Genomic DNA, 25,344 nt, shown 5'->3' with positions numbered 1-25,344 from the left:
TTTTAATAAGGTAGACACATGGTAAATCTAAGTGTGATTGCGAAACCATATGCAAAAGCTGCATTTGAGTTTGCAAATGAAAATAATCTACTACAAGAATGGTCTAAGTCACTCAAGTTATTTGCTGAGTTAGTTAAGGATAGTTCTATTTCAGAGGTTATATCCAGTCCTGTTTTTTCGCAAATAGAAATTGTACATGAGTTAGAAAATCAATTAGATGAAAATTTTTTTAACTTTCTTAACTTAATAGCTGAGAATAAAAAATTATCTGTTTTGCCAGAAGTAGCGGAGCAGTTTGAAGCTATTAAAAATATTCATAACAATACTAAAACAGCAAATGTTACTTTAGCATATGAAGCTGATGAAGATTTGTTAGTTAATTTAAAAGAAAGTATAGAAAAAAGATTTGAATGCTCTATAGATGTTAAAGTAGATATCGATCCTTCAATAATTGGTGGAGCGATAATTAAGGTTGGCGATACAGTTATTGATAGTTCTGTATCTGGTCGTTTAGAGAATTTAAAAAATATTTTGTTATCATAAATTATAGGAAGTGAGCTTATGCAATTAAGTCCATCAGAAATAAGTGGTTTAATAAAACAAAGAATTGAAAAGTTCGATAATGCTATCGAGCTTAAGTTAGAAGGAACGATCGTTAGTGTAGCTGACGGTATTGTTACTATATATGGTCTGAATGATGTAACTGCTGGTGAGATGATTAAATTACCAGGAGATGTTTACGGTCTTGCTCTTAACTTAAATACTGACTCTGTTGGATCAGTTGTATTAGGTGAGTATGATCATATCAAAGAGGGTGACAAAGCATACTGTACAGGTAGAATATTAGAAGTACCTGTTGGAGAAGCTCTACTTGGAAGAGTTGTAGATGCTTTAGGTAACCCTATTGATGGGAAAGGTGAAATAGAGACTGACCATTCATCTCCAATCGAGAAGATTGCTCCAGGGGTTATTTGGAGAAAGTCTGTAGATCAAGCTTTACAAACTGGTATTAAATCAATTGACTCTATGGTTCCAATTGGAAGAGGTCAAAGAGAGCTTATTATTGGTGATAGGCAGATTGGTAAGACAGCCATTGCTATTGATACAATTATCAACCAAAAAGGATCTGGTGTTAAGTGTATTTATGTAGCTATTGGTCAAAAGGCTTCATCAATCGCTAATATAGTTAGACAGTTAGAGGAGCATGGAGCTATGGAGCATACTATTATTGTTGCTGCGACAGCTTCAGATTCTGCTGCATTACAATATATCGCACCTTATGCTGGTTGTTCTATGGGTGAATATTTTAGAGATCTTGGAGAAGATGCTCTTATTATCTATGACGATTTAACTAAGCAAGCTTGGGCTTATAGGCAAATTTCGCTATTATTGAGAAGACCTCCAGGACGTGAAGCATATCCAGGTGATGTTTTCTATCTTCATTCAAGACTTTTAGAAAGAGCTGCTAGAGTGAACGAAGAATATGTTGAGAAATTTACCGAAGGCAGAGTAAAGGGTAAAACGGGTTCTTTAACTGCATTACCTATTATTGAAACTCAAGCGGGTGATATATCAGCATTTGTACCTACAAATGTAATCTCTATTACTGACGGCCAGATATTCTTAGAGACAGATTTGTTTAATTCAGGCTTAAGACCTGCGATTAATCCAGGTAATTCTGTATCTCGTGTTGGTGGTGCAGCACAGACTAAAATTATCAAGAAATTAGGTGGTGGTATTCGTCTGGCTTTAGCTCAATTTAGAGAGTTAGAAGCATTTTCTCAGTTTGCTTCTGACTTGGATGAAGCAACAAGAGCCCAGTTAAGTAGAGGTCAAAGAGTAACTGAACTTCTAAAACAGAAGCAGTTCTCTACACTATCTATTGCATTAATGGCTTTATCATTATATGCAGTTGATAATGGCTATTTAGATAGCTTAGGAGTTTCAGAAGTTATACCTTTTGAAGCAGCCTTACATGCTTTAGCTGAAGATAAATATGCTGATATAATTGCTGATATTAATCAGACAGGTAAATATGATGCAGAAACTGCTGATAAGTTGAAAACTATTGTAGAAGACTGCAAAGCAAATCAAGCTTGGTAGGAGTGTAGACTATGTCTAATGCTAGAGAAATAAAATCTAAAGTAGCCAGTGTTAAAAATACTCAAAAAATTACGGGTGCGATGGAGCTAGTTGCTGCGAGTAAAATGAGAGGTGCTATCGTTAGAATGAATAATGTGCGTCCTTATGTTGAAAGTGCTAACACTATTATTAAGAATGTTACTGCTGCTAGTATTGATTATCCTAATCCTTATCTATTTGATAGAGAAATAAAAAGAGTAGGTTATATCATTGCATCAACAGATAGAGGTTTATGTGGAGGCTTAAACATTAATCTTTTCAAGCATATACTAAAAGATATAAAGAAATATTTTGATAGTAAGGTTGATGTTGATGTTTGTGTTATTGGTTCAAAAGCTGAAACTTTCTTTGCAAAATTTAAAGATGTAAATGTTGTAGCAACAGCTCATTATAATGATAAAGATTTAGATGGTAGTGTTCGAACTATAGGCGGTGCTGTTAAGGTAATGTTAGATAAGTTTACAAATGGTGAAATTGATAGGTTATATATGGGTGGAAACCAATTCTTAGGCACTATCAAACAAAAGCCAAGACTACAGACGCTATTACCTATTCAAGATATCTTCTCAGAAAAAGAGATAAAAGCGAATAAAGAACAAGCTTCTAAAGGCCATTGGGATTACATCTATGAAAGGGATATAGAAGAGGTTTTGAATGCTCTTTGTATTCGGTATATTGAAGCTCAAGTTCGAGGAGCAATATTGGAAAATGCTGCATGTGAGCAGGCTGCTCGTATGATGGCTATGAAAAATGCAACTGATAATGCTAGTGACATTATTGATCAGTTGAAACTAGATTATAATAAAGTAAGGCAGGCTATGATTACACAAGAGCTTGCAGAAATTTGTTCAGGTGCGGCAGCAGTTTAGGAGAGGTAAATGAGTACAGGTAAAATTATTCAGGTAATTGGAGCTGTTATCGATGTAGAATTTTCTAGAGATAACACTCCAAAAGTATATGATGCTTTAAATGTAGAAGAGGCTGGTCTAGTACTAGAGGTGCAGCAGCAGATTGGTGACGGTGTGGTTCGTACTATTGCAATGGGATCTAGTGATGGTCTTAGACGCGGTATGGAAGTTAAAAATACTAACGCTCCTATTTCTGTGCCAGTTGGACAAGGTACTCTAGGGCGTATTATGAATGTGTTGGGTGAGCCAATAGATGAGGCTGGACCTATTGAATATACTGAAACAAGATCTATACATCAAGCTCCTCCTGCATATGATGAGTTAGCATTAAGTACAGAAATTTTGGAAACAGGTATTAAAGTCGTTGACCTTATTTGCCCATTTGCTAAAGGTGGTAAAGTAGGTTTATTTGGTGGTGCAGGTGTTGGTAAAACTGTAACAATGATGGAGCTTATTAATAACATTGCTAAAGAACATAGTGGTTACTCGGTGTTTGCAGGTGTTGGTGAAAGAACTCGTGAGGGCAATGATTTTTACTACGAGATGAAAGACTCAAACGTACTAGATAAGGTATCTTTAGTATATGGTCAGATGAATGAGCCGCCAGGAAATAGATTAAGAGTAGCTCTTAGCGGTTTAACAATTGCTGAAGGCTTCCGTGATGAGAAGCGTGACGTATTAATGTTTATTGATAATATCTATCGTTATACTCTGGCAGGTACAGAGGTTTCAGCTCTTTTAGGACGTATGCCTTCTGCGGTAGGTTATCAACCAACGTTAGCAGCTGAAATGGGTGCGCTGCAGGAGAGAATTACATCTACTAAGACTGGTTCAATTACTTCAGTTCAGGCCGTATATGTGCCAGCAGATGACTTAACAGATCCATCTCCAGCAACGACATTCTCTCATTTAGATGCGACAATTGTACTATCACGCCAGATTGCTGAGCTAGGTATCTATCCGGCGGTTGATCCATTGGATTCTACATCTAGACAGTTGGATCCTTTAGTAGTAGGCTATGATCATTATGAAACAGCTCGTGCAGTACAAAAAGTACTACAAAGATATAAGGAATTAAAAGATATTATTGCGATTCTTGGTATGGATGAACTATCTGATGAAGATAAGAAAACTGTAGATAGAGCACGTAAGATCCAAAGATTTTTATCGCAGCCTTTCCATGTTGCTGAAGTATTTACTGGAAACCCTGGTAAGTTTGTATCATTAAAAGATACTGTTTCTAGCTTTAAAGCTATTGTTAATGGTGAATATGATCATTTACCAGAGCAAGCTTTCTACATGGTTGGCTCTATACAAGAAGCGATCGAGAAAGCCAAAACTCTATAAGTAGGGTGAAAATATGATAAAAAATTATCTACAAGTTAATGTTGTAAGCCCTTTAGGGTCAGTCTTTAAGGGTGAAGCTGATATAGTAAGTCTTCGTGGCTCAGCAGGTGAAATGGGTATAGCCTATGGACATACTGAGTTATTGTCAACTATGCCTGCTGGCGTTATAAATATCAGAAAAGATGAGCATACTGATGTTTTATATGTGTCTGGAGGAATTCTTGAGGTTACTCCAACTCGAGTAACCATTATGGTTGATGATATGGAGAGAGCAGAAAACCTTAATCAAGCAGAAGCGGAAAAAGCAAAGGCTCGAGCACAAGAAGCTCTTAAAAATCCAGATGCATCTAAACTGGACATAGAAGCTGCGGATAAAAGGTTGAAAGAGGCTGATGCTCGTCTTAAAGCTCTTAACTCTTCTAAAGGTTTATATTATTCAAAAGATGATTAATAAATATAAAACTAACTACCTAGTTACTGTAGTTTTCACAAATATTCTTTTGAGTACATTTAAACATAACTAAATATACTGCAATGTTGTATAAAGATTTATATGAAGATATAATAGATTTTTATACTATATCTATAGTTTTAAAGTATGCAACTTAAGAAAAATACTTCTTTAATAGTATTTTTGTTTTTTATATTTGCTAATTTTCTTTTCGCAGAAGAGATAGGTGGTTCTACTACAAAACAATTAAGTTCCCAGGCTTCTTTAGGTGATGAACAAAGAGGTAGCTCAACTACTTCTTTACCAGATAAAATAATAGCTGGTTTTTAGATATTCGTACTCCAAGTTCAATGAAAAGAGTAGATATAAAGCAGGTGAAAAAAGATGGCTATAATGTCATAGTTTTGGCATTTGGTGAAGTTCATGGAACCAATATAGACTTTTATTCTTCTAATAGGTCATCGAAAAGTCTAGAGCATGCTGTTGTTAATAAGATTAAACAAGCTAAAAAAATGCATATGGAGGTATTAATAGCTGTTGGAGGGTTCCTAATACTTTTCCCCTGGTATAAAAAAAGGCCAAAGTGATCCTGTAGTTTTGGGAAAAGGAATGTCTGATAAGCAAATAAATGAATTAGCTGAAAATATAGTTGCTTTTCTTGATAAATATAATATTGATGGAATAGTTTATAGCTTTAAAAAATATACCTCTCCAAATTTCATTGATAAGCTTTCTACTAAATTGAAAAAAATAAATCCCAATATCATAATTTCTATAGCTCCTAGTGTTAAGGATTATAAGTTAGTAACAACTGGTAGAAGCAATGATTATGATAAAACTATACAAGATGGTAATATTGATTACATTATGTTGTTGGAATTTAATACCTACCCAGAATATGATCCAAATTTTATTTTTGACAGTTATGAAAAAATAATTAAAAATACTAAGATACCATTAAAAACTAAAATATATATCGTAGAACCGACAACAGCAGTAGCTGGAGGCGTTGATACAATTTATCCTTCTCAAGGAGATGCAACAACGTCGCTAACTACTCAACAAGCCGTTAAATTAATGCTTCCATAGCTTGAAAAACTAAAATTTAAACCTAGATATGTTGGTATTGCAGGGTGGTCGCTAAATATTGATTATGCTGCTGATTTATATGGCAGTCACAAGCACGTGCCAGGAACTTTTGCAAAGGATCTTAGAGACTGTATTTATAAAAATATTTGTAATTCTATGCAAAATAAAATTCAAGGGTCTGTTGTTGCTGGTTTTTTACCTCTCTGGGGTAAAAATAGTTCGTATAATATTTTTGGTAAACAAGTAACCTCAAAGCCTATAGATATTCAAATACCAAAATAAAAGGAGTATTGTGACCAGTATCCTGGTGTTTGTAAAAATAATGTAATAATAACAGCATATTTGACCTATAGTAATAGTCAAGGCTTTAGGTTATCCTTTAATCAAGAGAATGGTAGTCCGAAGAAAATATATTCTCCGGAACAGCTGAAAGCTTTCGTTAAGTATATGACAGCTAAAGGCAAGCATGTATTAATTTCTTATGGTGGTGAGACATCGCATATTGATTGGAAAACTATTAATTTTGATGGTGTTAAAAAAATAGTTCAAGATTATGGTTTTAATGGTATAAATTTTAACTTAGTTGGTACAGAGATTCCTGGAAATCAAAAGACAGCAGCTTTGGCAGCTAAAAAAATAAAGGAGTTGTGTAATTCTCTAAAACAGAAGATACCGAATTTTTGGTTAACATTTTCTCCTAAATGGCATTACATAGTAACTCCAGTGGCAAAAAATAATAAAGATAGTATTTTTGTGAATCACGGCTATATTGATCTTCTCAAAGATATTGGTATAAATAATATAAACTATATATTTTTAAATACTTATGCTGAAAAAGTAGTAGATGGAATTTTTAGCTTTGATAAAGTTTAAAGATGGTAGTTACTTAAAAATCACACCTCTAGAAGGGTATGATAAGTTTCTAGCCTCACTAGCATGGTCTTTGACAACAGACGAAGGTTATAATGCTAATCTACCAAAATATAGTAGGGCGAATGAATCTATTCATATACCTGCTAATAAATTAGTATTTATGATTCCGGCAACTAAAGGTTCTGTGCATGGGGGTATGACATATGTATGATCTACCCCGTCAATTTGTGACAGTTTACTACTTCATTTTCCATTATATATTCAAATTGATATGGAGTCATATAATTTATTGTAGAATGTCTCCTTTTTGTATTATAGTAAGCTTCAATATATTCAAATATTGATAGTTTAGCTTCTTCTCTAGTTTTATAGCTTTCATCATGTACTAACTCTACTTTTAAAGTTCCAAAGAAACTTTCACAAGCAGCATTATCGTAACAGCATCCTTTAGAGCTCATACTTGATAGTAGCCAGTGTTCTTTAATAATGTCTTGATATTGTTTGCTACAGTACTGTGACCCTTTATCAGAGTGTATAATCACACCACTAGGAAAATTTCTTCTAAAGAATGCCATATTTAAAGCATTACAAACTAAATCCGCTTTCATCCTAGAATCCATTGCCCAACCAATAACTGATCTTGAGAATAAATCTATAATCACACAAAGATACAGCCACCCCTCTTGTGTAGGTACATAAGTTATATCTGTAACCCACCTATGATTTACAGATAAAGCAGTGAAGTTTTGTTCTAATAAATTATCATAAACATGTTTGTTGTGGTTAGAATCTGTAGTTTTCTTATGCTTACGAGCCGCTTTAGCATGTAAACCAAGTAATTTCATACGTTTAGATACTCTAGGTTGAGTAACTTTCCAACCCATATCTTTAAGCTCTTTGTATATCCTAACACTTCCATATCTAGATTTATGTTCATTAAAATAGCATCATCTAGTTCAGCATCATTATATTGCCTTTTACCTATAGGTTTATGAATCCATCTGTAATATGAAGATGTGCTCACATTCAAAGATTTACATAGTGTTGTTACTGGCATAACTTTATAATGCTCCTTAATAAAGGCGTACCTTACAGATTTTGCTTTGCAAAGTAAGCTGTGCCTTTTTTAGTATTTCACGCTCTGTTTCTGCCTGTTTGAGTTTTTTCTTCAAATCAGTATTTTCAAAAGATAGTTGCTGGTACTGCGTTTTATAATCTATCTTTATTTCTTTCTGAGGGTTTGACATGGCTTTGGATATCCAACTGCAAATGGTTTTATATTTAACCCCTAAGTTATCTGCTATTTCTCGTCTATTTGCATCTGGTTGTAAACATAATTTAACAGCTTCATCTTTAAACTCTTTTGTATATCTCATCTTGTCTCCTTTTCTTAACACCTAAGTGTCCCAAATAGGAGGGTATGATCAGTAGAAAGTATGAATGCTTAATTGGGAAACAAAATATGCAATGATTTATCTAGGAAAAAAGATATGCTGCTTGGAATGGTGTGATAAATAAACCTTTAAATCTATCTAATAATTAATACTCCTGATTGACAGGAGGGTTATGCTAAGGTGATTTTATATACCTAGATGGGATAAGTATTACAAGGCTGGTACAATCGCTACAGCCAATAACCAGCAATCAAGTTTATGTGCTGAAAGTTTATAATCCATGGGTCAATATAGAAGTGATGCTTGGGCAAAAGTATAAATCATTTCTTTGGTGAGAATAGATTAATTATAGATCCGAAAGAATATCAGCTTTGGTCATGAGTCTTAAGATTAAAGTAATTTAAAAAGTTATTTATTTTCGAACTGAAATCTACTTAATTGTGTCTATTAGTTCTTGAAGCTCTCCGGAATCTTTCATTTCCATTATGATATCGCAGCCGCCAACTAGTTCACCTTTGGCCCAAAGTTGGGGAAATGTTGGCCAGTCAGCATATTTTGGTAAAATAGCTCTGATATCTGGATTTTCTAAAATATTTACAAAAGCAAATGGCTTTCCACATGATCTTATCGCTGTCGCAGTATGAGCAGAGAAGCCACATTGAGGTAAATTAGGAGAGCCTTTCATATATAAGATAATATCATTTTCTTTTATTTGTTTTTCAATTCGATCTACAACTTTTTGCTCTTCTGGTGTATACATCACAAATTTTCCTTTTGTTTGTTAGCTAAGTAAGTTTAGAAATTTAGTTTAAAAGATGATAGCATATTATATTAAATTGGTATAGTATCAAAACGTTACAAATATTTTAAAAATAAGTAAAAGGAGTAATAAAATGAAGTTTAAATTGCCAAAGTTACCTTATGCTCAAGATGCTCTAGAGCCTGTGATTTCAAAAGAAACTATAGAGTACCATTATGGTAAGCATCATCAAACATACGTTACAAATCTGAATAATTTAATAGAAGGAACTGAGCATTCAGGCCAAACTATAGAAGAGATTATAAAAGCATCTTCAGGTGGCTTATTTAATAATGCTGCTCAGGTCTATAATCACACTTTTTATTGGAATTGTTTCTCTCCAAACAAAACTAAACCGTCTAATCAATTAAAGGTAGCGATTGTAGAGACCTTTGGTTCTTTTGATAAATTTAAAGAAGAGTTTTCTAAAACAGCAGTTACTACGTTTGGTTCTGGTTGGGCTTGGTTGGTTAAGGATTCATCTGGTAAGCTAGAGATTCTTAGCACGAGCAATGCTGGATGTCCTTTAACTAATAATAAGCATCCATTATTGACTTTTGATGTGTGGGAGCATGCATATTATATTGATCATCGTAATGCTAGACCAAAACATGTTAAAGCTTTGTGGGATATCATTAACTGGGAATTTGTTTCCGAACAGTTTGCAAAGTAATTAAATATATGGCTAAAAGTAAGTTATCTTTAATATCTTTCATTACCGGGGTATTGTTAATATTCTTGGCAATGCTAATTGTAGTGTTATTCCCAAATCTTAAAATTACTGAAACTGTAAAAAATATAGTTCTATTGATTCTTTTGTTTCCATGGGCTGTTTTCATTTTGTCTATCCTATTTTATAATAAAAAAAGTAAGAGCTAGTTCTATTCAAGGTTGGCCATTAACTTTATTTTCTCTTTAAATAAGTAAATAACTATAGAAACTATAATTCCTACTATAAAGCTAAATATAAATAGTCCTTCCCAGTTATAAAGGCTTTGGATATATCCAGCAAGAGGGCCAATAATAACTCTACCTAGAGAATCAATGGAGCTTAAAATTGCAAATTGGGTAGCTGAGAATTTTACATTAACAAGACTCATTATCATAGCAACTAGTATCGCGGTTCCCATTGCTCCGCAGAAATATTCTACAGCAACAGAAGATACCATTAGGTAATAGTTTTTGCCAACTATGGCTAGTAAAGCATAGGTCAGGTTTGCACAGGCCATAATAATGCTAAAATATAAGAAGCTTTTATAAACACCTATTTTTTTTGCGATTAATCCTCCCACGACCAGCCCAGCCAGAGAAGGAAGCAATGCAAAGGCTTTATATGCGATAGCAATTGTAGTTTTATCAAACCCTAAGTCAATAAAGAAAAGAGAGTTTAATGAAAATGCGATAGCATCAGCAAGCTTGTATGCGATAATAATAATTATAATAATAAAAGCTGTATAAAGTCCTCGTCGTGTAAAGAATTCAATAAAAGGTAGTATGAAAGCATCTTTAAAGTTTTTTGGATAATCTTGGAATTCACTTTCTTTTAATATAAGTGTGTAAAGTGGACATATGATAAAAAATGGCACTATCATTAGCCATGCTAGATTCCAGTTGTTGTTTAACTTCTCTACTATAATTAATACAATTGATCCTGTTACTAGCATACCTATTCGATATCCCATAACAGCCACAGCATTTCCTAATGCTCTTTCTGATTCTGTGAGGATTTCAGTTTGATATGCATTTATAGCTATATCTTGAGTTGCTGAAGTGAAGCATATTAAAAAGCCAATAAAAGCTATTATAAAAGGAGAGTTTGCAGGAGAGAATCTACTCATAACTATTAATAATAGAATTAAAGTTATTTGTGTTAGAAGAATCCAGCCTTTTCTACGTCCAAATTTAGGTATTTTTATTTTATCTAAAAAAGGAGCCCATAAGTATTTAAATGTATACGGTATAGCAATAAGTGTTAGAAAGCCAATATCTTTTGTTTCTATGCCATTGTCTTTATACCAAAGAAATAAAGATGATGCTGTAAGCATAAGTGGAAAGCCTGAAGCATAACCTAGCACAAACATGCTAAACATCTTAGCCTGTTTAAAAGGAGCTGAGAGCTTTTCTATTAATGTGGGATTGTTAGTCATTCTTTCTATTAAATTATAGATAAACTAATAGAAGAATAATTTAAATTAAAGAAAAAGTAAATAGATTAATTGGAGGAAAAATTATAAGTCCCTACTAGTTTCACCAGTGTATAACTGTCTAGGGCGACCAATTTTTTGTGCAGAGTCATTAACCATTTCTATCCATTGAGATATCCAACCTGATGTTCTAGCAAGAGCAAATATTGCTGTGAACATGTCTTCAGGGATGCCCATAGCTTTTAGGATAATGCCTGAGTAGAAATCTACATTAGGGAAAAGTTTTCTCTGAATAAAGAACTCATCTTGTAATGCAATTTCTTCTAGTTTTTTAGCTACTGTTAGAAGAGGATTATCACTATTGCCAAGCTTGGCTAGAATTTCTTCACAGTTTTTCTTCATAGCTGTGGCTCTTGGGTCAGTGTTTTTATATACTCTATGACCGAAGCCCATTAGTCTAAATGGATCATCTTTATCCTTAGCTTTAGCTATATACTTGTCAATGTCATTAATACTGCCAATTTTAGATAACATTTTAAGAACAGCTTCATTAGCTCCTCCATGAGCAGGCCCCCAAAGAGCAGTAATGCCTGCAATAATCGCAGCATATGGAGATGTTCCTGTAGACCCCGATAGTCTGACTGTAGAGGTAGAAGCATTTTGTTCATGATCTGCATGTAAAACAAAAATTGTATCCATAGCTTCTACATGTAAAGGGTCTGGTACATAGCTTTCATCTTCAGCAAACGTTAGGTATAGAAAGTTTTCAGCATAACCAAACTCGGGTTTTGGCTCTAGAAATTTTTTACCTTGATTGTGCCTGTGTGCTAAAGCAGCAATAGTGGCTACCTTTGCTATTAAATTTTTAGCTGTAGTATCTTGATCTTCTTTTTGACCTCTATGAATATATTCAGCAGCCAAGACATTAACACCAGCGATTAAGCTGGACATTGGATGAGCATGCTGAGGCAGTGCTGAAATTGCTGATTTCACATGCTCACAGACTGTCATTTTGGAAACAATTTCTTTTCTGAAAGCTGCTTTTTGCTCATCTGTTGGAAGAATGTTGTAGATTAAGGCGAAACAAAGCGTTCTATAGTTTGATTTTTCAACCCATTGCTCTATTGGGTAGCCTCTATGAAGAAGTATCCCTTTGCCTCCGTCAATGTATGTTATTTGTGATTCACATGCAGCTGTTGACATGAATCCAGGATCATAAGTAAAAACACCATGTTTTACTAGTGAAGAAACGTCTATGCAGTCATTACCTAGACTAGGAGAGTATACTGGTAATTGTATATCAATATTTTTTTCTGCATATTTAAGAGTTGCGTATTTGCTCATTAAAATTGGCCTCCAAATAAAAGAGTTGATCAAAAAAACCTTATACAAGTTTGTTTGCAGTAAAAAGATACCTTGTAAATAATACACACGGTATCACCACAAATGAAAATAATAAGCTAAAGATTGCTTTTTTGCAAATAAAAAAACACATACTACAAAAGCTAGGTATAAATATAAATATTTTGTTGCTTTTATTGATGAATAAAATTATAGTCAAAACTTTGCTTAAATTATTTGAATTTGATTCTACAAAAATATATTATTAATGTGTCGTATAACATTGGTTTGAGTCTAGTTTATTTTATATATAAAAATTGCTTCGGAGGGACATCGAGCGTGAAAAAAATTACCAATATTGACTTAATGTCGATAAAATCGTATAACTTTCCTGTTACCGCGATAAGTTCTATATTGCATCGCATATCAGGGGTGATTCTGATAATCGCTATACCATTAGTCATTGTAGGCATGAATTATTCTCTTGCCGGACCAAGTGGTTATGAAGATACTGTGTCCGTCTTAACAAAAAGCTGGGTTAGTATATTCTTTTGGTTATTTTTGTCTGCAATAACTTATCATGTGTATGCTGGTATTAGACATATGATTATGGATATAGGTTTTGGTGAAAGTATGGGAGTTGCTAAATTTACGTCTCTAACAGTAATTGTCTTAGGCGTTCTATCAGCTATTTTTTGGGGGTGTTACTTGTGGCTATAATTTCATTAACTTCTTCAGGTGTTAAGGACTTTTTTGTCCAACGAGTTACGGCTGTAATTATTGCTGTTTATTTTGCATATCTTTTAATTGAAGCATTATGTTTATCTCACTCAGGCAGTTTAAATTATGATAGCTGGAGGGGACTGTTTACTGACGGGATGTTCTTCAGGATTGCTACACTTATTGCTTATCTGGCGATGTTTTTTCATGCTTGGGTAGGAATATGGATTATTTGCGGTGATTATATTAAGTGTGCCTGGGCTTCTGCTCTTGTTATGCTAAGTTTTGTTTTAGTTTATGTATTCTGCTTTTTTTGGTTATTTGCAGTTTTATTTTTCTATTAAGAGGTTGTTTTTATGAGTATAGCTACACAAGAATTTGATGCTATTGTTATTGGTGCTGGTGGAGCAGGTTTGAGAGCAGCGTTTCAATTATCCCAGTCTGGGTTTAAAACTGCTGTTGTTTCTAAAGTTTTTCCTACAAGATCTCATACGGTTGCAGCCCAAGGTGGTATTGCAGCAGCTTTAGGAAATATTAAGTATGATGATGATCTTCCTTCTGATGACTGGAAGTGGCACATGTATGATACAGTAAAAGGATCTGACTATATCGGTGATCAAGATGCTATTGAGTATATGTGTGAACATGCACCACAGTCTATTATAGAATTAGAGCATATGGGCATGCCTTTTTCACGTTTAGAAGATGGTAAAATATATCAACGTGCCTTTGGTGGTATGTCAAGAAATTTTGATCCGGCAAATCAAGCAAAAAGAACATGTGCTGCTTCTGATAGAACAGGGCATGCATTATTACATACTCTTTATCAAGGTAATTTAGCACATAAAACTAATTTTTATACTGAATGGTTCGCTGTTGATTTAGTTAAAGCTGATGATGGTAGTGTATCTGGTGTTATTGCTTTATGTATAGAAACTGGTGAGACAGTGTTTTTAAAGTCGAAGTTAACTATATTAGCAACTGGTGGAGCAGGACGTATTTATGAGTCTAGCACTAATGCGTATATTAATACTGGAGATGGTATGGGGTTAGCCTTAAGAGCTGATATTCCTCTTCAAGATATGGAGTTTTGGCAATTTCATCCTACTGGTATTGCTGGTGCTGGTGTTTTAGTTACTGAAGGATGTCGTGGTGAAGGAGGTATTCTGCGCAATAAAAATGGTGAGAGGTTTATGGAGCGTTATGCTCCTAATGCTAAAGATCTTGCCTGTCGTGACGTTGTATCAAGAGCCTCTCAACAGGAAATTATGGAAGGTCGTGGTGATACATTCGGCGGCTCAAACTGTGTATGGTTAGATTTAACACATCTTGGTGAAGATGTGATTGATGAGAGACTACCTACAGTTAGGGAACTTGCTAGAACATTTGCTGGTGTAGATCCTGTAGAGAAACCAATTCCAGTGGTGCCAACATGCCACTATCAAATGGGAGGTATTCCAACTAATAAGCACGGGCAGGTTATTACGCAAAAAAATGGTGAAGATGAAATTATTGGCGGTCTATATGCTGTTGGTGAGTGTGCATCAGTGTCTGTACATGGAGCTAATAGATTAGGTAGTAACTCTTTGCTTGACTTAGTTGTGTTTGGTAGGGCAGCAGGAATGCATGCTGAACAAAGCTTAAAAGAAGGAATGACTTTAAAAGAAACTTCTCAAGAAAATGTTGAGAAAGCTACTGCTAGAATTAAGAAATGGGACTCTTCTGAGGATAGAGGTTGCAAAGAAAAAATCTCTGAACTTAGAAAAGAACTTCAGCAAACAATGCAGCAGTACTTCTCAGTGTTTAGGCAAGAAAGTACAATGAAAGAAGGCTTAGATAAATTATATAAGCTGAGAGAAAGGTTAGAAAATGCTGTCTTAGAAGATAATTCTAGAGTATTTAATATGATGAGAATAGAGGCTTTAGAGCTTGATAATCTGATGTTAACAGCAGTTTCTACAGCTAAGCTTGCTTTAGAAAGAACAGAGTCAAGAGGAGCTCATTCAAGAGTTGACTATCCTGATAGGGATGATAAAAACTGGATGAAGCACACGTTATACTCCTTAGATGAAGATAAAACATCCTCTCGTGGTGTAAATATGTCTCCAACTAAAGTTAAAGCTTTTCAACCAGCAGAACGTAAGTATTAATTACAAGGATTTATATAATGGACGTAAGATTTAAAATTTATAGATATAATCCAGAAGTTGACAATAAGCCTTATTATGATGAATATACAGTTTCAGTAGAAAATGAAGGTGTTAAGGTTTTAACTGCTTTAGAGCTTATTAAAGAACAAGATCCTACTCTTGCAATGAGAAGGTCATGTCGAGAAGGCGTTTGCGGTTCTGATGGTATGAATATCAATGGTAAAAATCGTTTAGCTTGTATTACTTCTATCGGTGAATTAAGACAACCTATCAAGGTAAATCCATTGCCGGGCCTGCCTGTGGTTAGAGATTTGATTGTTGATATGAAGCAATTTTACAAAAACTATGAGAAAGTTAAGCCTTATCTTATAAATGATGATGAGCTTCCTGTTAAAGAGAGATTACAGTCTCCAGAGGATAGAGCTAAATTAGATGGTTTGTATGAGTGTGTTTTATGTGCTTGCTGTACTACATCTTGTCCATCTTTTTGGTGGAACCCTGATAAGTTTATAGGCCCGTCTGGACTTTTACAGGCTTATAGATTTATTGCTGACTCAAGAGATACGGCTACTAATGAGAGACTTGAAGATTTGAAAGACCCGTTTAGTCTATTTAGATGTAGAACTATTATGAATTGTGTTTCAGTATGTCCAAAAGGATTAAATCCTACAGAAGCAATTGGTAAGATAAGGTCTGCATTATTAAAAAAAAATGTGTAAAAAATTAAAACCTGTATTTAGGTATTTATATGGAAAAAAAACAATCAGAATTTAGTCAATGGCTAGATACTACGCAGTTCTTTGGTGGTAATCTAGAATATCTTGAATCAATATATGATGATTATATTTTGGGCAATTACGAAGGAATAGATCCTAAGTGGTTGTCCTTTTTTGATTCTGTAGCTACTGCAACAGATACTGTACATAGAGATTTGGTTAATGAGTTCAAAAATTTAGCTAAGCATAAAACTGGTAGTACTGTTGTTGTTGGTGAAAATGATATAACTTTAAAAGTGAAATCTTTGATTAAATCATATCGTTCACATGGTTATAAATCAGCAAACATAGATCCGTTAGGTCTGACAAGATTTAAAAGAGATTCTGGACTTGAGTTATCTGCTCATGGTTTATCTAGTAATGATTTGTCTGAAGAGGTGAGTCTAGGAGATTTTACCAGTAATAAATCAATTCCTCTAAATCAAATTATTGAAAAAGCAAAATCAATTTATGAATCAAACATTGGCTATGAGTATAGGTATATTGGTAATAAAGAAGAAAAGCTTTGGTTACAAGATAAAATAGAAAATTCACCACCTGCTTCTAGTAGTGAAAAGAAATGGATCTTACAACAGTTGGTTGCAGCAGAAGGATTAGAGAAATATCTTGCTCTTAGGTATGTTGGTCAAAAAAGATTTGGTTTGGAAGGTGGGGAATCTCTTATACCGTCATTACAGCATATTATAGAAAAATCAGTTGCTAAGCATGAGACACGTTTTGTGCAGTTAGGTATGGCACATAGAGGTCGTTTAAATGTTCTTGTGAATATTTTAGGTAAGAATCCTAAGGAATTATTTGAAGAATTTGAAGGTAAGCAGAGTGAAAAGAGCTTATCAGGTGATGTAAAATATCACTTGGGTTATTCTAACTACAGAAGTGTAGATGGTAAGGAGGCAAAGATTGCTTTAGCATTTAACCCTTCTCATCTTGAGGTTGTTGACCCTGTTGTTGAAGGAGCAGCTAAAGCCATTCAAGATAAGCTTGAAGGAAATGTGCAGAACAAGGTTTTACCTATTCTAATTCATGGAGACTCTGCTTTTTGTGGACAAGGGATTGTAATGGAAACATTTGGATTCTCACTTACAGATGCATATGGAACTGGCGGTACTGTACATCTTGTTGTTAATAACCAAGTAGGGTTTACAACAAGTAGTAAATTTGGAGTTAATAGAAGTAGTAACTATTCTACTGATATTGCTAAAATGGTGGATGCGCCTATTTTTCATGTTAATGGCGATGATCCTGAAGCTGTTGTTAAAGTGACTGCTATTGCTTTAGAATATCGTATGAAATTTAATAAAGATGTTGTTATTGATTTGGTTTGTTATCGTAGAAATGGTCATAATGAAACAGATGAACCTTCAGGAACTCAGCCAGAAATGTATGAGGTAATTAAAAAACTTCCTACTACCTTGAAACAATATAGTGAAAGTTTGATAAAACAAGGGATTACTGATGTTGACTTTGTTTCTAGACTTACTTCAGGATATCGTAGTAAGTTAGATGAGGGTCGAGTCACTGTTGATATTCTTGATAGAAGCACAATCAAAGATAAGCTAAAAGTTTGTGATTGGGTGCCATATATAGGTAAACAAGAAACTAAGTATGATTATAAGCCAATATCTAACGAAACTCTTAAAGAACTTGCATTAAAAATGAGCACAGTTCCAGAGGATGTCAAAGCTCAAATGCAAGTTAAAAAAGCTATTGCAGATAGAGTCAAAATGGCTAATGGTGAACTTCCTTTAAACTGGGGCTTTGCAGAATCTTTGGCATATGCAACAATACTTGATCAGGGGTATCCTGTAAGAATTTCTGGTGAAGATAGTGGTAGAGGTACCTTTTCACATCGTCATGCAGTAGTTAAAAATATGGATACTAAATCGCCATTAAAAGAATATGTTCCGTTAGAGCATATTAATGAAAAAGCTAGGTTTGATATTATAGACTCAACTCTTTCAGAATATGGTGTTTTAGGATTTGAGTATGGTTATAGTTGTTATAGCCCAGATTCTTTAGTGATTTGGGAAGCACAGTTTGGTGACTTTGTTAATACTGCCCAAGTTGTGATAGATCAGTTTCTTGTTGCAGCTGAAGAAAAATGGGGTATTTTATCTGGATTGACTATGTTTTTACCTCATGGTCAAGAAGGTGCTGGTGCTGAGCATTCATCTGCAAGATTAGAGAGATTTTTAAGCTCGTGTGCTAATAATAATATGCAGGTTTGTACACCAACAACACCCGCGCAAATTTACCATCTTTTGAGACGTCAAGTTATTAGACCTCTTAGAAAACCTCTGATAGTAATGACACCTAAGAGTTTACTAAGAAACCCTATGGCAGTTTCATCATTAGACGAGTTAGCTAAAGGTAAATTCAAGCCAGTAATTGATGATGTAAATGCTAAAGCTAATAAGATCAAAAAGCTAATATTATGTAATGGTAAAGTATATTATGATCTTATGAGTAGAAAACAAGATAAGTATGATGATATTGCAGTTGTGAGATTGGAAGAGCTGTATCCATTTCCTAGAGCAGAGGCAGCTGAAATTTTTGCTAAATATGCAAATGCTGAAAAAATTGTTTGGTTACAAGAAGAGCCACAAAATAAAGGAGCTTGGTATAATATTAGACATTTTATTGAGAAACTTGTACATAAGGACCAACAATTATTGTGTGTTGCTAGAGAAAGGTCATCTACTCCAGCAGTTGGTTACCATGCTCTTTACGTTAAGCAGCAACAAGAAATTATAGATAAAGCTTTAGAAATATAAAATAAATTATTACTAGGAGTAAAAAATGATTAAATTAAAAGTACCTATGTTTCCAGAGTCAGTAGCAGATGGCACATTAGCCCAGTGGAATAAAAAGGAAGGTGACTTTGTAGAAGAGGGTGATATTTTAGCGGAAATAGAAACAGATAAAGTTGTATTAGAAGTTCCTGCAACAGTTAATGGTATCTTAAAAAGTATTAAAAAAAATGAAGGTGATATTGTTCTTTCTGAAGAGGCTTTAGCAAGTATTGATACAGATGCCTCTCCATCGCAAGAAACTAAAGAAAAAAAAATTGCTCCTCAATTGGAAGTATCTCAAGAGAAAACGGCAACAGGTGCTGAAATAGATGTTAAAGCTCCAGTTTTTCCAGAATCAGTAGCAGATGGCACAATCTCCGAATGGCATAAAAATGAGGGTGATACTGTCTCTGAAGGTGATATTTTAGCAGAAATAGAAACAGATAAAGTTGTACTAGAAGTTCCAGCAGCGTCAAATGGAACTTTAGCAAAAATATTAAAGCCAGCTGGAGAGACCGTTCTTTCATCTGAGATGATTGCTAATATTGTTGAAGGTGCTGTAGCTATTTCGTCACAGATTAATCAATCTGACAAGCAATCTGCAAAGTCTAATAGCAACGATCCTCATTTAGTTCCATCAGCACGTAAAGCTTTCAATGCTAGTGGACTAGATTCAGCAGCGAGTATCCAGGGCACAGGTAAAAAGGGACGCATAACAACTGATGATGTTAAAAAAGCTACAACTATTTCAAGTAGTAGTACACAACAGGCTCCAGTTGCACAGCAAGGCTCTAGGTTTGAGAAGCGAGTTAAGATGACTCGTTTACGTCAAACTATTGCAAATAGATTAGTACAGGTCCAGCATACAAATGCAATATTAACTACTTTTAATGAAGTAGATATGACAGCGGTAATGGAGCTTAGAAAGAAATATAAAGATATGTTTATTAAAGAGCATGATACTAAGCTTGGCTTTATGTCTTTCTTTATCAAAGCTGCGACTGAAGCTCTTAAGAAATTCCCTGATGTTAATGCATCTATTGATGGTGATGAGGTTGTTTATCATAACTATTTTGATATTGGTATTGCAGTAGGTACTGACAGAGGCTTAGTAGTTCCTGTACTAAGAGATACAGATGATAAATCTTTAGCTGATTTAGAAGTAGATGTCTTTGACAAAGCAATTAAAGGCCGTGATGGTAAATTAGGGCTAGAAGATATGCAAGGTGGTACATTTACTATTACAAATGGTGGTACTTACGGTTCTATGTTATCTACACCTATCATAAACTCGCCTCAGAGTGCGATTTTAGGTATGCATAATATTGTTGAGCGTCCTATGGTTGTAAATAGTGAGATTAAGATTCGTCCAATTATGTATTTAGCTTTATCTTATGATCATAGAATTATTGATGGTGGTACTTCTGTAAGATTTCTGAAAATGATTAAGGAATTATTAGAAGATCCAAATAGAATTCTTCTTCAAGTTTAAGTTTTTCTTTTTAATTTTTTTTCTAAAAGGTATTTTTCTATGAGTTTAGATTTTATAAAAAATAAGATTGTTGCTGTGTCAAATTTTCCTAAGTCGGGTATTATATTTAGAGATATTACTCCTTTACTAGCTGATCCTAATGGTTTAAAGTTAACAGCTCAAACGATGGCAGATGAGCTGAAAAAAAATGAAATTAAGCCAACAGTAATTGCAGGTACAGAAAGTAGGGGCTTCATTTTTGGAGTTGCACTTGCAGAAGTTCTAGGCTTGGGTTTTGTACCTGTGAGAAAGCCTGGTAAGCTTCCTAGAGAGACTCATAAAATAAACTATGAGTTAGAATATGGTAGTGATAGCTTAGAAGTTCATAAAGATGCATTTACAGCAGAAGATAAAGTGCTTGTGGTTGATGATTTATTAGCTACTGGTGGAACTGCAAAAGCAACAACTAAGCTTATAGAAAAAACAGAAGCGAAAGTGGCTGCTCTTATTTTTGTTATGGAGCTTGATGGTTTAGGTGGTAGAGAAGCTCTAGAAGGCTACAATGTTTCGGCATTATTAAAATTTTAAAAGGTAAGTTATGGCAAAGTACTTTGGCACAGATGGAATTAGGGGTGATGTTGGTAATTCAACCATTACAGCCGAGTTTATGCAAAAATTAGGTAATTCTGTTGGTTCTTTAATCAATGATAAAGGCTATGCAAAATTTGTAGTTATCGGTCAAGATACACGTAGTTCAGGCAGGCTTTTAAAGTTTGCTTTAGTTTCAGGATTAAATGCTGCGGGTATAGATGTAATAGACCTAGGAGTTGTGCCAACTCCTGTAGTGGCATTTATGACAGTTAAACATAAAGCTTCTGCTGGATTTGTAATTACAGCATCTCATAATAGATTCACTGATAATGGTGTTAAACTATTTTCATCTGATGGTTTTAAACTTGATGATTCCTTAGAAGAAGAAGTTGAAGCTAAAATTGATAGTAACTTTATTTATCAACCTGAGTATAGGTTTGGTAATTATAAGGTTTTAGATAACTCGATTGATGAGTATATGTCAGAAATATATGAGCGTTTTGGAAGTATAGTAAAATACAAAGGTAAAGTAGTCGTTGATTGTGCTCATGGTGCGGCATCACATAACTTAGAAGCTTTACTTGATAAATTTAATATTGATTATGTTTCAATTGCTTCTAATCCTGATGGTGTAAATATAAATGTTGAGTGTGGTGCTACTTGTATAGATAATATCAAAAAAGCTCTGAAAGAACATAATGCTGATCTAGGTATTTCTTTAGATGGAGATGCAGATAGAATAATCATAGTCGATGAGAATGCTGAAGAGATTGATGGTGATGGGATTTTAAATATTGTTGCTCAGCATAGCGACATTTGTGGAGGGACTAATGGTATAGTTGGCACACAGATGACAAACATGAGTTATGAAAATCACTACAAAGCTAATAACATTCCATTTGTACGATCTAAAGTTGGTGATAGATATGTGCTTGAAGATCTAAAAAAATATGGTTATAAAATTGGTGGAGAGTCATCAGGTCATGTGATTAATCTAAATTTTGGTACTACAGGAGATGGTTTATTTACAGCTATACAATTACTAGCTATTTTTTCACATGTAGATAAACCTGTATCTAAGTTTAAACTACAAGGTGATATGCTTATGCAGCAAACTTTGATTAATGTACCTTTAACAAGAAAAGTTACAGCACAAGATTTAGAAAAAATGGTTGGTGATGTTACAGATGTAGAAAAGAGATTAGCTAGTAGGGGTAGAGTTTTATTAAGACCTTCTGGAACGGAGCCTGTATTGAGAGTTATGGTTGAAGCAGATGATGATGTTTTAGCTTTAAAGGAAGCTGAATATTTAGTAGAACAAGTAAAACAAAAGTTGGTATAAAGATGCAAAAATTAATTATGGGAAACTGGAAGATGAACGGTAGCTCTACAAGTATAAAAGAGCTTTGTAGTGGTATTTCTCAAGTAAAATATGATAGTTCAAAAGTTGGTGTAGCTGTTTTTCCATCAAGTTTATATGTAAAAGAAGTGATCTCTCAGCTGCCAGAAAATATAGGTATAGGCTTCCAAAATATTACTTTTTATGATAATGGTGCTTATACAGGAGAGATATCCGCTGATATGCTACATGACGTTGGTTGTAGTTATTTGTTAATAGGACATTCTGAGAGAAGGGCTCTATTTGATGAGTCAGATAAAGATGTTTTCAAAAAAATAGAGAAAGTTATAGATACATCTGTAATACCTGTAGTATGTATTGGAGAGTCATTGAAAGATAGAGAGGACGGCAATCTAGAAAAAGTTTTAGAAACTCAGCTAAAACTAGTTTTAAATAATCTTTCTATTAACCAATTAGCAAAAATTGTTATTGCTTATGAACCTGTATGGGCAATAGGAACGGGAGTTGTAGCATCTTTAGAACAAGTACAAGAAACACATCGGTTTATCCGCTCATTAGTTGCTAAAGTAGATGAAAATCTTGCTAAAAATATGAAAATAGTGTATGGTGGTAGCCTAAAAGCTGGAAATGCTAAGGATATATTAAATCTACCAGATGTTGATGGTGGTTTAATTGGTGGAGCGTCTCTTAAAGCTTCTGAGTTTAACGAAATAATAAATCAAGCAAATAAAATATGTACGAAATAATTTTAACTATAGATATTATTGCAGCTATTGCGATTGTTGTACTAGTTTTACTACAACAAGGTAAAGGCGCTAATATGGGCGTATCTTTTGGTGGTGGAGCTTCAAATACAGTTTTTGGAAGCAAGGGAGCTGCGTCTTTCTTGTTTAAGATGACAGTGTTTTTCACAGCGCTATTTTTTTTGTGTTGTCTTAGTTTGGGATATTTAGGTAAAAGTTCTAACTCACATGCCACTGCGAGCTCTGCTAGTTCTGAAAAATCGATAGCTAGTCAATATGATCAGTATCAGCAAGAAGTTTCCAAAGCATCAGGTACTAAGCAAGAAGCAGCTACAAAAAAATAATCTCATAATTTGATCTTTTGCACTGGTGGTGGAATTGGTAGACACGCCATCTTGAGGGGGTGGTGTCCGTAGGACGTGTGGGTTCAAGTCCCACTCAGTGCACCAAAAAATTATTCTTTAGAAAAAACTATATTATTTTTTTAATTTTATAACTAATATATAATTATGCTTTGTTATAAATTTACAAATCCAATATGAAGAATATTGCTAAAGAAGTTGTAGATAGAAATATTATTGAAGGTACTAGATATTTTATATCCTTGGTCGAGCTTGGTTCATATACAGCAGTTAAAAATTTTTATTCCGTAGAAATAAATACGGTTAGAAGTAAGCTTGAAATATTAGAGGCATTCTTAGAAGTTAAATTAACACAAGCTAATAGTAATAAAATAGATATAACAAAAGATGGCATGAAGTATTATTTATCTTGTCATCGACTTTACACAGATCTAGAAAGTAGTATTCTAAGTGCAAAAGATAAAGGCATAGATAAGCTAAACTATATAAGAGTTTTTGGTACTAGAGTATTTATAAACTATCTGTTACAAAACCTACATGAAATCGATAAAAACTATACCTTTACTTTTGATAGTTATTTACTATATCAGTCAAACACTTATTTTCACCATTTGAATAATTATGATATTGCAATTGTAACCTCTAAAGATTTAGATAAGATTGACCAAGATCGTTGGATAATATGCACAAGTGTTGATTCAGCTAACTTACCCTCGAGAGTTTATGCTGGAGAGGAAATAATTAAAGAATATGATCATTGATAATGAACCTAATAATATATTAAAAGTGCCTTTCGTTTTTAGAAGAGACACTATGAATGATCAAAGCTTAAATTTTAAGTTTGATGATTATACTACCCCAATAAATTAAACAATATTTTCAATTATTTAGTTCCCATCTAAGCCGCCCGTTTTTCCAATAAGTTATCGTAATAAAATTCCATAGGTTTTTTATAATTGATAGACTCATGAAATCTTCTATTATTATAAAAATCTATATAATCATCCACATCGTTTCTTAGTTCAACAATGCCAGGATATTGATTTAAATAAAATCTCTCACATTTAGCACTTCTCCAAAATCTTTCGATGCAAATGTTATCAGTTGCTCTACCTTTACCATCCATAGATATAGTAATTTTTTTATCCAATAATGTTTGGATATGAATGTTAGATGTGTACTGGCTACCTTGATCAGTGTTAAATATTTCTGGTACTCCATATTTATACAGAGCTTCATTTAAAACTTTCATAACTAAACTACTATCCATAGTGTTGGATATCTCCCAACTTAGTACAGCCTTAGAGTACCAATCAATAATAGCTGCCATATAAACTGTGCCAGCATCAGTCTTAATATATGTAATATCTGTAGACCAAACTTGATTAGGTCTCAATATGCTTAAACCTTTTAGTTTGTAACTATAAATAGCATGCTCTTTGTTAGGTTCAGATAAGTTTAAGTTTGGTTTTTTCACCGCCAATATAGCTTTGATGCCTAACTCTTTACGATACTTTTGTACTGTGTTCTCACAGATGCTAAACCCATCTTCTATTAATTGCTTATGAGCTTTTATATAGCCGTAGCAGGGAATCTCCTCATGTATCTGTATAAGCTTTGCTTTTACTTCTTCTTTATGTTCGTTAACCACAGGCTTGTAATATAAACCAGCTCTAGAAACTTCTAATAAGAAACTTTGTTTTACAACAGATAATTTATGCTTAGGATCAATCATCGCTTTTCTATCAGATAATCCCAAGCTTACGAGCTTTCCCTCAAGAAATTCCTTCTCAATTGTTAGTTGTCCAACCTTCTTAGAATACTGATCTATCTTGGTTTGAAGCTTTGCATTGTCTTTTTTATATTGTGATACTGATTTGGATGGATCCAT

The 25,344-nt window shown here is 33.9% G+C and carries 30 protein-coding genes and 1 tRNA gene; 24 read left to right on the top strand and 7 right to left on the bottom strand.

Annotated elements, in window-relative coordinates; genetic code table 11:
* Positions 1–18: 18 nt before the first annotated feature.
* The 11 genes from CDV26_RS10850 (at position 19) to CDV26_RS13330 (ending at position 7,021) form a co-directional block, all read left to right on the top strand.
* Complete coding sequence (locus tag CDV26_RS10850; protein ID WP_088773276.1) at positions 19–543, top strand: F0F1 ATP synthase subunit delta; 525 nt, start codon at positions 19–21, stop codon at positions 541–543.
* A gap of 18 nt (positions 544–561) precedes the next feature.
* On the top strand, positions 562–2,103 hold the full coding sequence (gene atpA / locus CDV26_RS10845; RefSeq protein ID WP_088773275.1) for a F0F1 ATP synthase subunit alpha: 1,542 nt from the start codon (positions 562–564) through the stop codon (positions 2,101–2,103).
* Between the two features lie 11 nt (positions 2,104–2,114).
* Entirely contained in the window at positions 2,115–3,011 is an 897-nt protein-coding gene (locus CDV26_RS10840; protein WP_088773274.1) for a F0F1 ATP synthase subunit gamma, read from the top strand.
* Between the two features lie 9 nt (positions 3,012–3,020).
* Positions 3,021–4,397, top strand: a complete 1,377-nt coding sequence (gene atpD, locus CDV26_RS10835; protein ID WP_088773273.1) for a F0F1 ATP synthase subunit beta — start codon at positions 3,021–3,023, stop codon at positions 4,395–4,397.
* A gap of 13 nt (positions 4,398–4,410) precedes the next feature.
* Positions 4,411–4,848 (top strand): F0F1 ATP synthase subunit epsilon, encoded by a 438-nt coding sequence (locus tag CDV26_RS10830; RefSeq protein ID WP_088773272.1) that lies wholly within the window; start codon positions 4,411–4,413, stop codon positions 4,846–4,848.
* 147 nt (positions 4,849–4,995) lie between these two features.
* Positions 4,996–5,178, top strand: coding sequence for a hypothetical protein (locus CDV26_RS10825; protein WP_088773271.1), 183 nt, complete (start codon positions 4,996–4,998; stop codon positions 5,176–5,178).
* Between the two features lie 20 nt (positions 5,179–5,198).
* Complete coding sequence (locus tag CDV26_RS13350; protein ID WP_088773270.1) at positions 5,199–5,435, top strand: hypothetical protein; 237 nt, start codon at positions 5,199–5,201, stop codon at positions 5,433–5,435.
* A gap of 22 nt (positions 5,436–5,457) precedes the next feature.
* Positions 5,458–5,937, top strand: coding sequence for a glycosyl hydrolase family 18 protein (locus tag CDV26_RS13345; protein WP_088773269.1), 480 nt, complete (start codon positions 5,458–5,460; stop codon positions 5,935–5,937).
* Between the two features lie 96 nt (positions 5,938–6,033).
* The gene (locus CDV26_RS13340) at positions 6,034–6,219 is read left to right on the top strand and encodes a hypothetical protein (protein ID WP_088773268.1); all 186 of its coding nucleotides are present in this window, start codon (positions 6,034–6,036) and stop codon (positions 6,217–6,219) included.
* Positions 6,220–6,384: 165 nt separating this feature from the next.
* Positions 6,385–6,810: a glycoside hydrolase family 18 protein gene (locus CDV26_RS13335; protein ID WP_088773267.1), complete on the top strand. Its 426-nt coding sequence runs from the start codon at positions 6,385–6,387 to the stop codon at positions 6,808–6,810.
* The gene (locus CDV26_RS13330; protein ID WP_245806448.1) at positions 6,797–7,021 is read left to right on the top strand and encodes a hypothetical protein; all 225 of its coding nucleotides are present in this window, start codon (positions 6,797–6,799) and stop codon (positions 7,019–7,021) included. The genes CDV26_RS13335 and CDV26_RS13330 overlap by 14 nt, the downstream gene beginning before the upstream one ends.
* A gap of 1 nt (position 7,022) precedes the next feature.
* Here the strand turns inward: CDV26_RS13330 and CDV26_RS10795 are convergent, their stop codons facing one another.
* The 4 genes from CDV26_RS10795 to grxD form a co-directional block, all read right to left on the bottom strand.
* Positions 7,023–7,694 (bottom strand): IS3 family transposase, encoded by a 672-nt coding sequence (locus CDV26_RS10795; protein WP_088771712.1) that lies wholly within the window; start codon positions 7,692–7,694, stop codon positions 7,023–7,025.
* On the bottom strand, positions 7,652–7,867 hold the full coding sequence (locus tag CDV26_RS10790; RefSeq protein WP_088771820.1) for a hypothetical protein: 216 nt from the start codon (positions 7,865–7,867) through the stop codon (positions 7,652–7,654). The genes CDV26_RS10795 and CDV26_RS10790 overlap by 43 nt, the downstream gene beginning before the upstream one ends.
* 16 nt (positions 7,868–7,883) lie before the next feature.
* A complete protein-coding gene (locus tag CDV26_RS10785) occupies positions 7,884–8,207 on the bottom strand; it encodes a transposase (protein ID WP_157671496.1) in 324 nt (107 codons plus the stop codon).
* A 427-nt stretch (positions 8,208–8,634) separates the two neighbouring features.
* The gene (grxD, locus tag CDV26_RS10780) at positions 8,635–8,964 is read right to left on the bottom strand and encodes a Grx4 family monothiol glutaredoxin (protein WP_088773265.1); all 330 of its coding nucleotides are present in this window, start codon (positions 8,962–8,964) and stop codon (positions 8,635–8,637) included.
* Positions 8,965–9,097: 133 nt separating this feature from the next.
* Between grxD and CDV26_RS10775 the strand changes: the two genes are divergently transcribed.
* Positions 9,098–9,676: a superoxide dismutase gene (locus CDV26_RS10775; protein WP_088773264.1), complete on the top strand. Its 579-nt coding sequence runs from the start codon at positions 9,098–9,100 to the stop codon at positions 9,674–9,676.
* Positions 9,677–9,884: 208 nt separating this feature from the next.
* Here the strand turns inward: CDV26_RS10775 and CDV26_RS10765 are convergent, their stop codons facing one another.
* Positions 9,885–11,150, bottom strand: coding sequence for an AmpG family muropeptide MFS transporter (locus CDV26_RS10765; RefSeq protein WP_088773262.1), 1,266 nt, complete (start codon positions 11,148–11,150; stop codon positions 9,885–9,887).
* An 81-nt stretch (positions 11,151–11,231) separates the two neighbouring features.
* Positions 11,232–12,491 (bottom strand): citrate synthase, encoded by a 1,260-nt coding sequence (locus CDV26_RS10760; RefSeq protein WP_088773261.1) that lies wholly within the window; start codon positions 12,489–12,491, stop codon positions 11,232–11,234.
* 267 nt (positions 12,492–12,758) lie between these two features.
* On the opposite strand from CDV26_RS10760, the gene sdhC reads away from it, so the two are divergent.
* The 12 genes from sdhC (at position 12,759) to CDV26_RS10695 (ending at position 24,214) form a co-directional block, all read left to right on the top strand.
* On the top strand, positions 12,759–13,208 hold the full coding sequence (gene sdhC, locus CDV26_RS10750; protein WP_420809884.1) for a succinate dehydrogenase, cytochrome b556 subunit: 450 nt from the start codon (positions 12,759–12,761) through the stop codon (positions 13,206–13,208).
* Complete coding sequence (gene sdhD, locus CDV26_RS10745; RefSeq protein ID WP_088773259.1) at positions 13,184–13,552, top strand: succinate dehydrogenase, hydrophobic membrane anchor protein; 369 nt, start codon at positions 13,184–13,186, stop codon at positions 13,550–13,552. Before sdhC ends, sdhD begins: the two co-directional genes overlap by 25 nt.
* Before the next feature lie 12 nt (positions 13,553–13,564).
* Positions 13,565–15,358 (top strand): succinate dehydrogenase flavoprotein subunit, encoded by a 1,794-nt coding sequence (gene sdhA, locus CDV26_RS10740; protein WP_088773258.1) that lies wholly within the window; start codon positions 13,565–13,567, stop codon positions 15,356–15,358.
* A 17-nt stretch (positions 15,359–15,375) separates the two neighbouring features.
* Positions 15,376–16,077 (top strand): succinate dehydrogenase iron-sulfur subunit, encoded by a 702-nt coding sequence (locus CDV26_RS10735; protein WP_088773257.1) that lies wholly within the window; start codon positions 15,376–15,378, stop codon positions 16,075–16,077.
* A 29-nt stretch (positions 16,078–16,106) separates the two neighbouring features.
* Positions 16,107–18,908: a 2-oxoglutarate dehydrogenase E1 component gene (locus tag CDV26_RS10730; RefSeq protein ID WP_088773256.1), complete on the top strand. Its 2,802-nt coding sequence runs from the start codon at positions 16,107–16,109 to the stop codon at positions 18,906–18,908.
* Between the two features lie 25 nt (positions 18,909–18,933).
* Complete coding sequence (gene odhB, locus CDV26_RS10725; protein ID WP_088773255.1) at positions 18,934–20,418, top strand: 2-oxoglutarate dehydrogenase complex dihydrolipoyllysine-residue succinyltransferase; 1,485 nt, start codon at positions 18,934–18,936, stop codon at positions 20,416–20,418.
* A 39-nt stretch (positions 20,419–20,457) separates the two neighbouring features.
* Positions 20,458–20,985: an adenine phosphoribosyltransferase gene (locus CDV26_RS10720; protein ID WP_088773254.1), complete on the top strand. Its 528-nt coding sequence runs from the start codon at positions 20,458–20,460 to the stop codon at positions 20,983–20,985.
* A gap of 10 nt (positions 20,986–20,995) precedes the next feature.
* Positions 20,996–22,330: a phosphoglucosamine mutase gene (locus CDV26_RS10715; RefSeq protein ID WP_088773253.1), complete on the top strand. Its 1,335-nt coding sequence runs from the start codon at positions 20,996–20,998 to the stop codon at positions 22,328–22,330.
* Between the two features lie 2 nt (positions 22,331–22,332).
* Positions 22,333–23,094: a triose-phosphate isomerase gene (gene tpiA / locus CDV26_RS10710; protein WP_088773252.1), complete on the top strand. Its 762-nt coding sequence runs from the start codon at positions 22,333–22,335 to the stop codon at positions 23,092–23,094.
* Positions 23,082–23,435: a preprotein translocase subunit SecG gene (gene secG / locus CDV26_RS10705; RefSeq protein WP_088773251.1), complete on the top strand. Its 354-nt coding sequence runs from the start codon at positions 23,082–23,084 to the stop codon at positions 23,433–23,435. Before tpiA ends, secG begins: the two co-directional genes overlap by 13 nt.
* A gap of 19 nt (positions 23,436–23,454) precedes the next feature.
* Positions 23,455–23,540, top strand: a tRNA-Leu gene (locus tag CDV26_RS10700).
* Positions 23,541–23,629: 89 nt separating this feature from the next.
* A complete protein-coding gene (locus CDV26_RS10695) occupies positions 23,630–24,214 on the top strand; it encodes a LysR family transcriptional regulator (protein WP_088773250.1) in 585 nt (194 codons plus the stop codon).
* Positions 24,215–24,351: 137 nt separating this feature from the next.
* Here the strand turns inward: CDV26_RS10695 and CDV26_RS10690 are convergent, their stop codons facing one another.
* Positions 24,352–25,344: an IS3 family transposase gene (locus CDV26_RS10690; protein WP_088771586.1), complete on the bottom strand. Its 993-nt coding sequence runs from the start codon at positions 25,342–25,344 to the stop codon at positions 24,352–24,354.

This window comes from Francisella halioticida (assembly GCF_002211785.1).
Taxonomy (GTDB): domain Bacteria; phylum Pseudomonadota; class Gammaproteobacteria; order Francisellales; family Francisellaceae; genus Francisella; species Francisella halioticida.
Note: the sequence above shows the minus strand (reverse complement) of the source record. Positions and strands in the feature narration are given on the sequence as shown.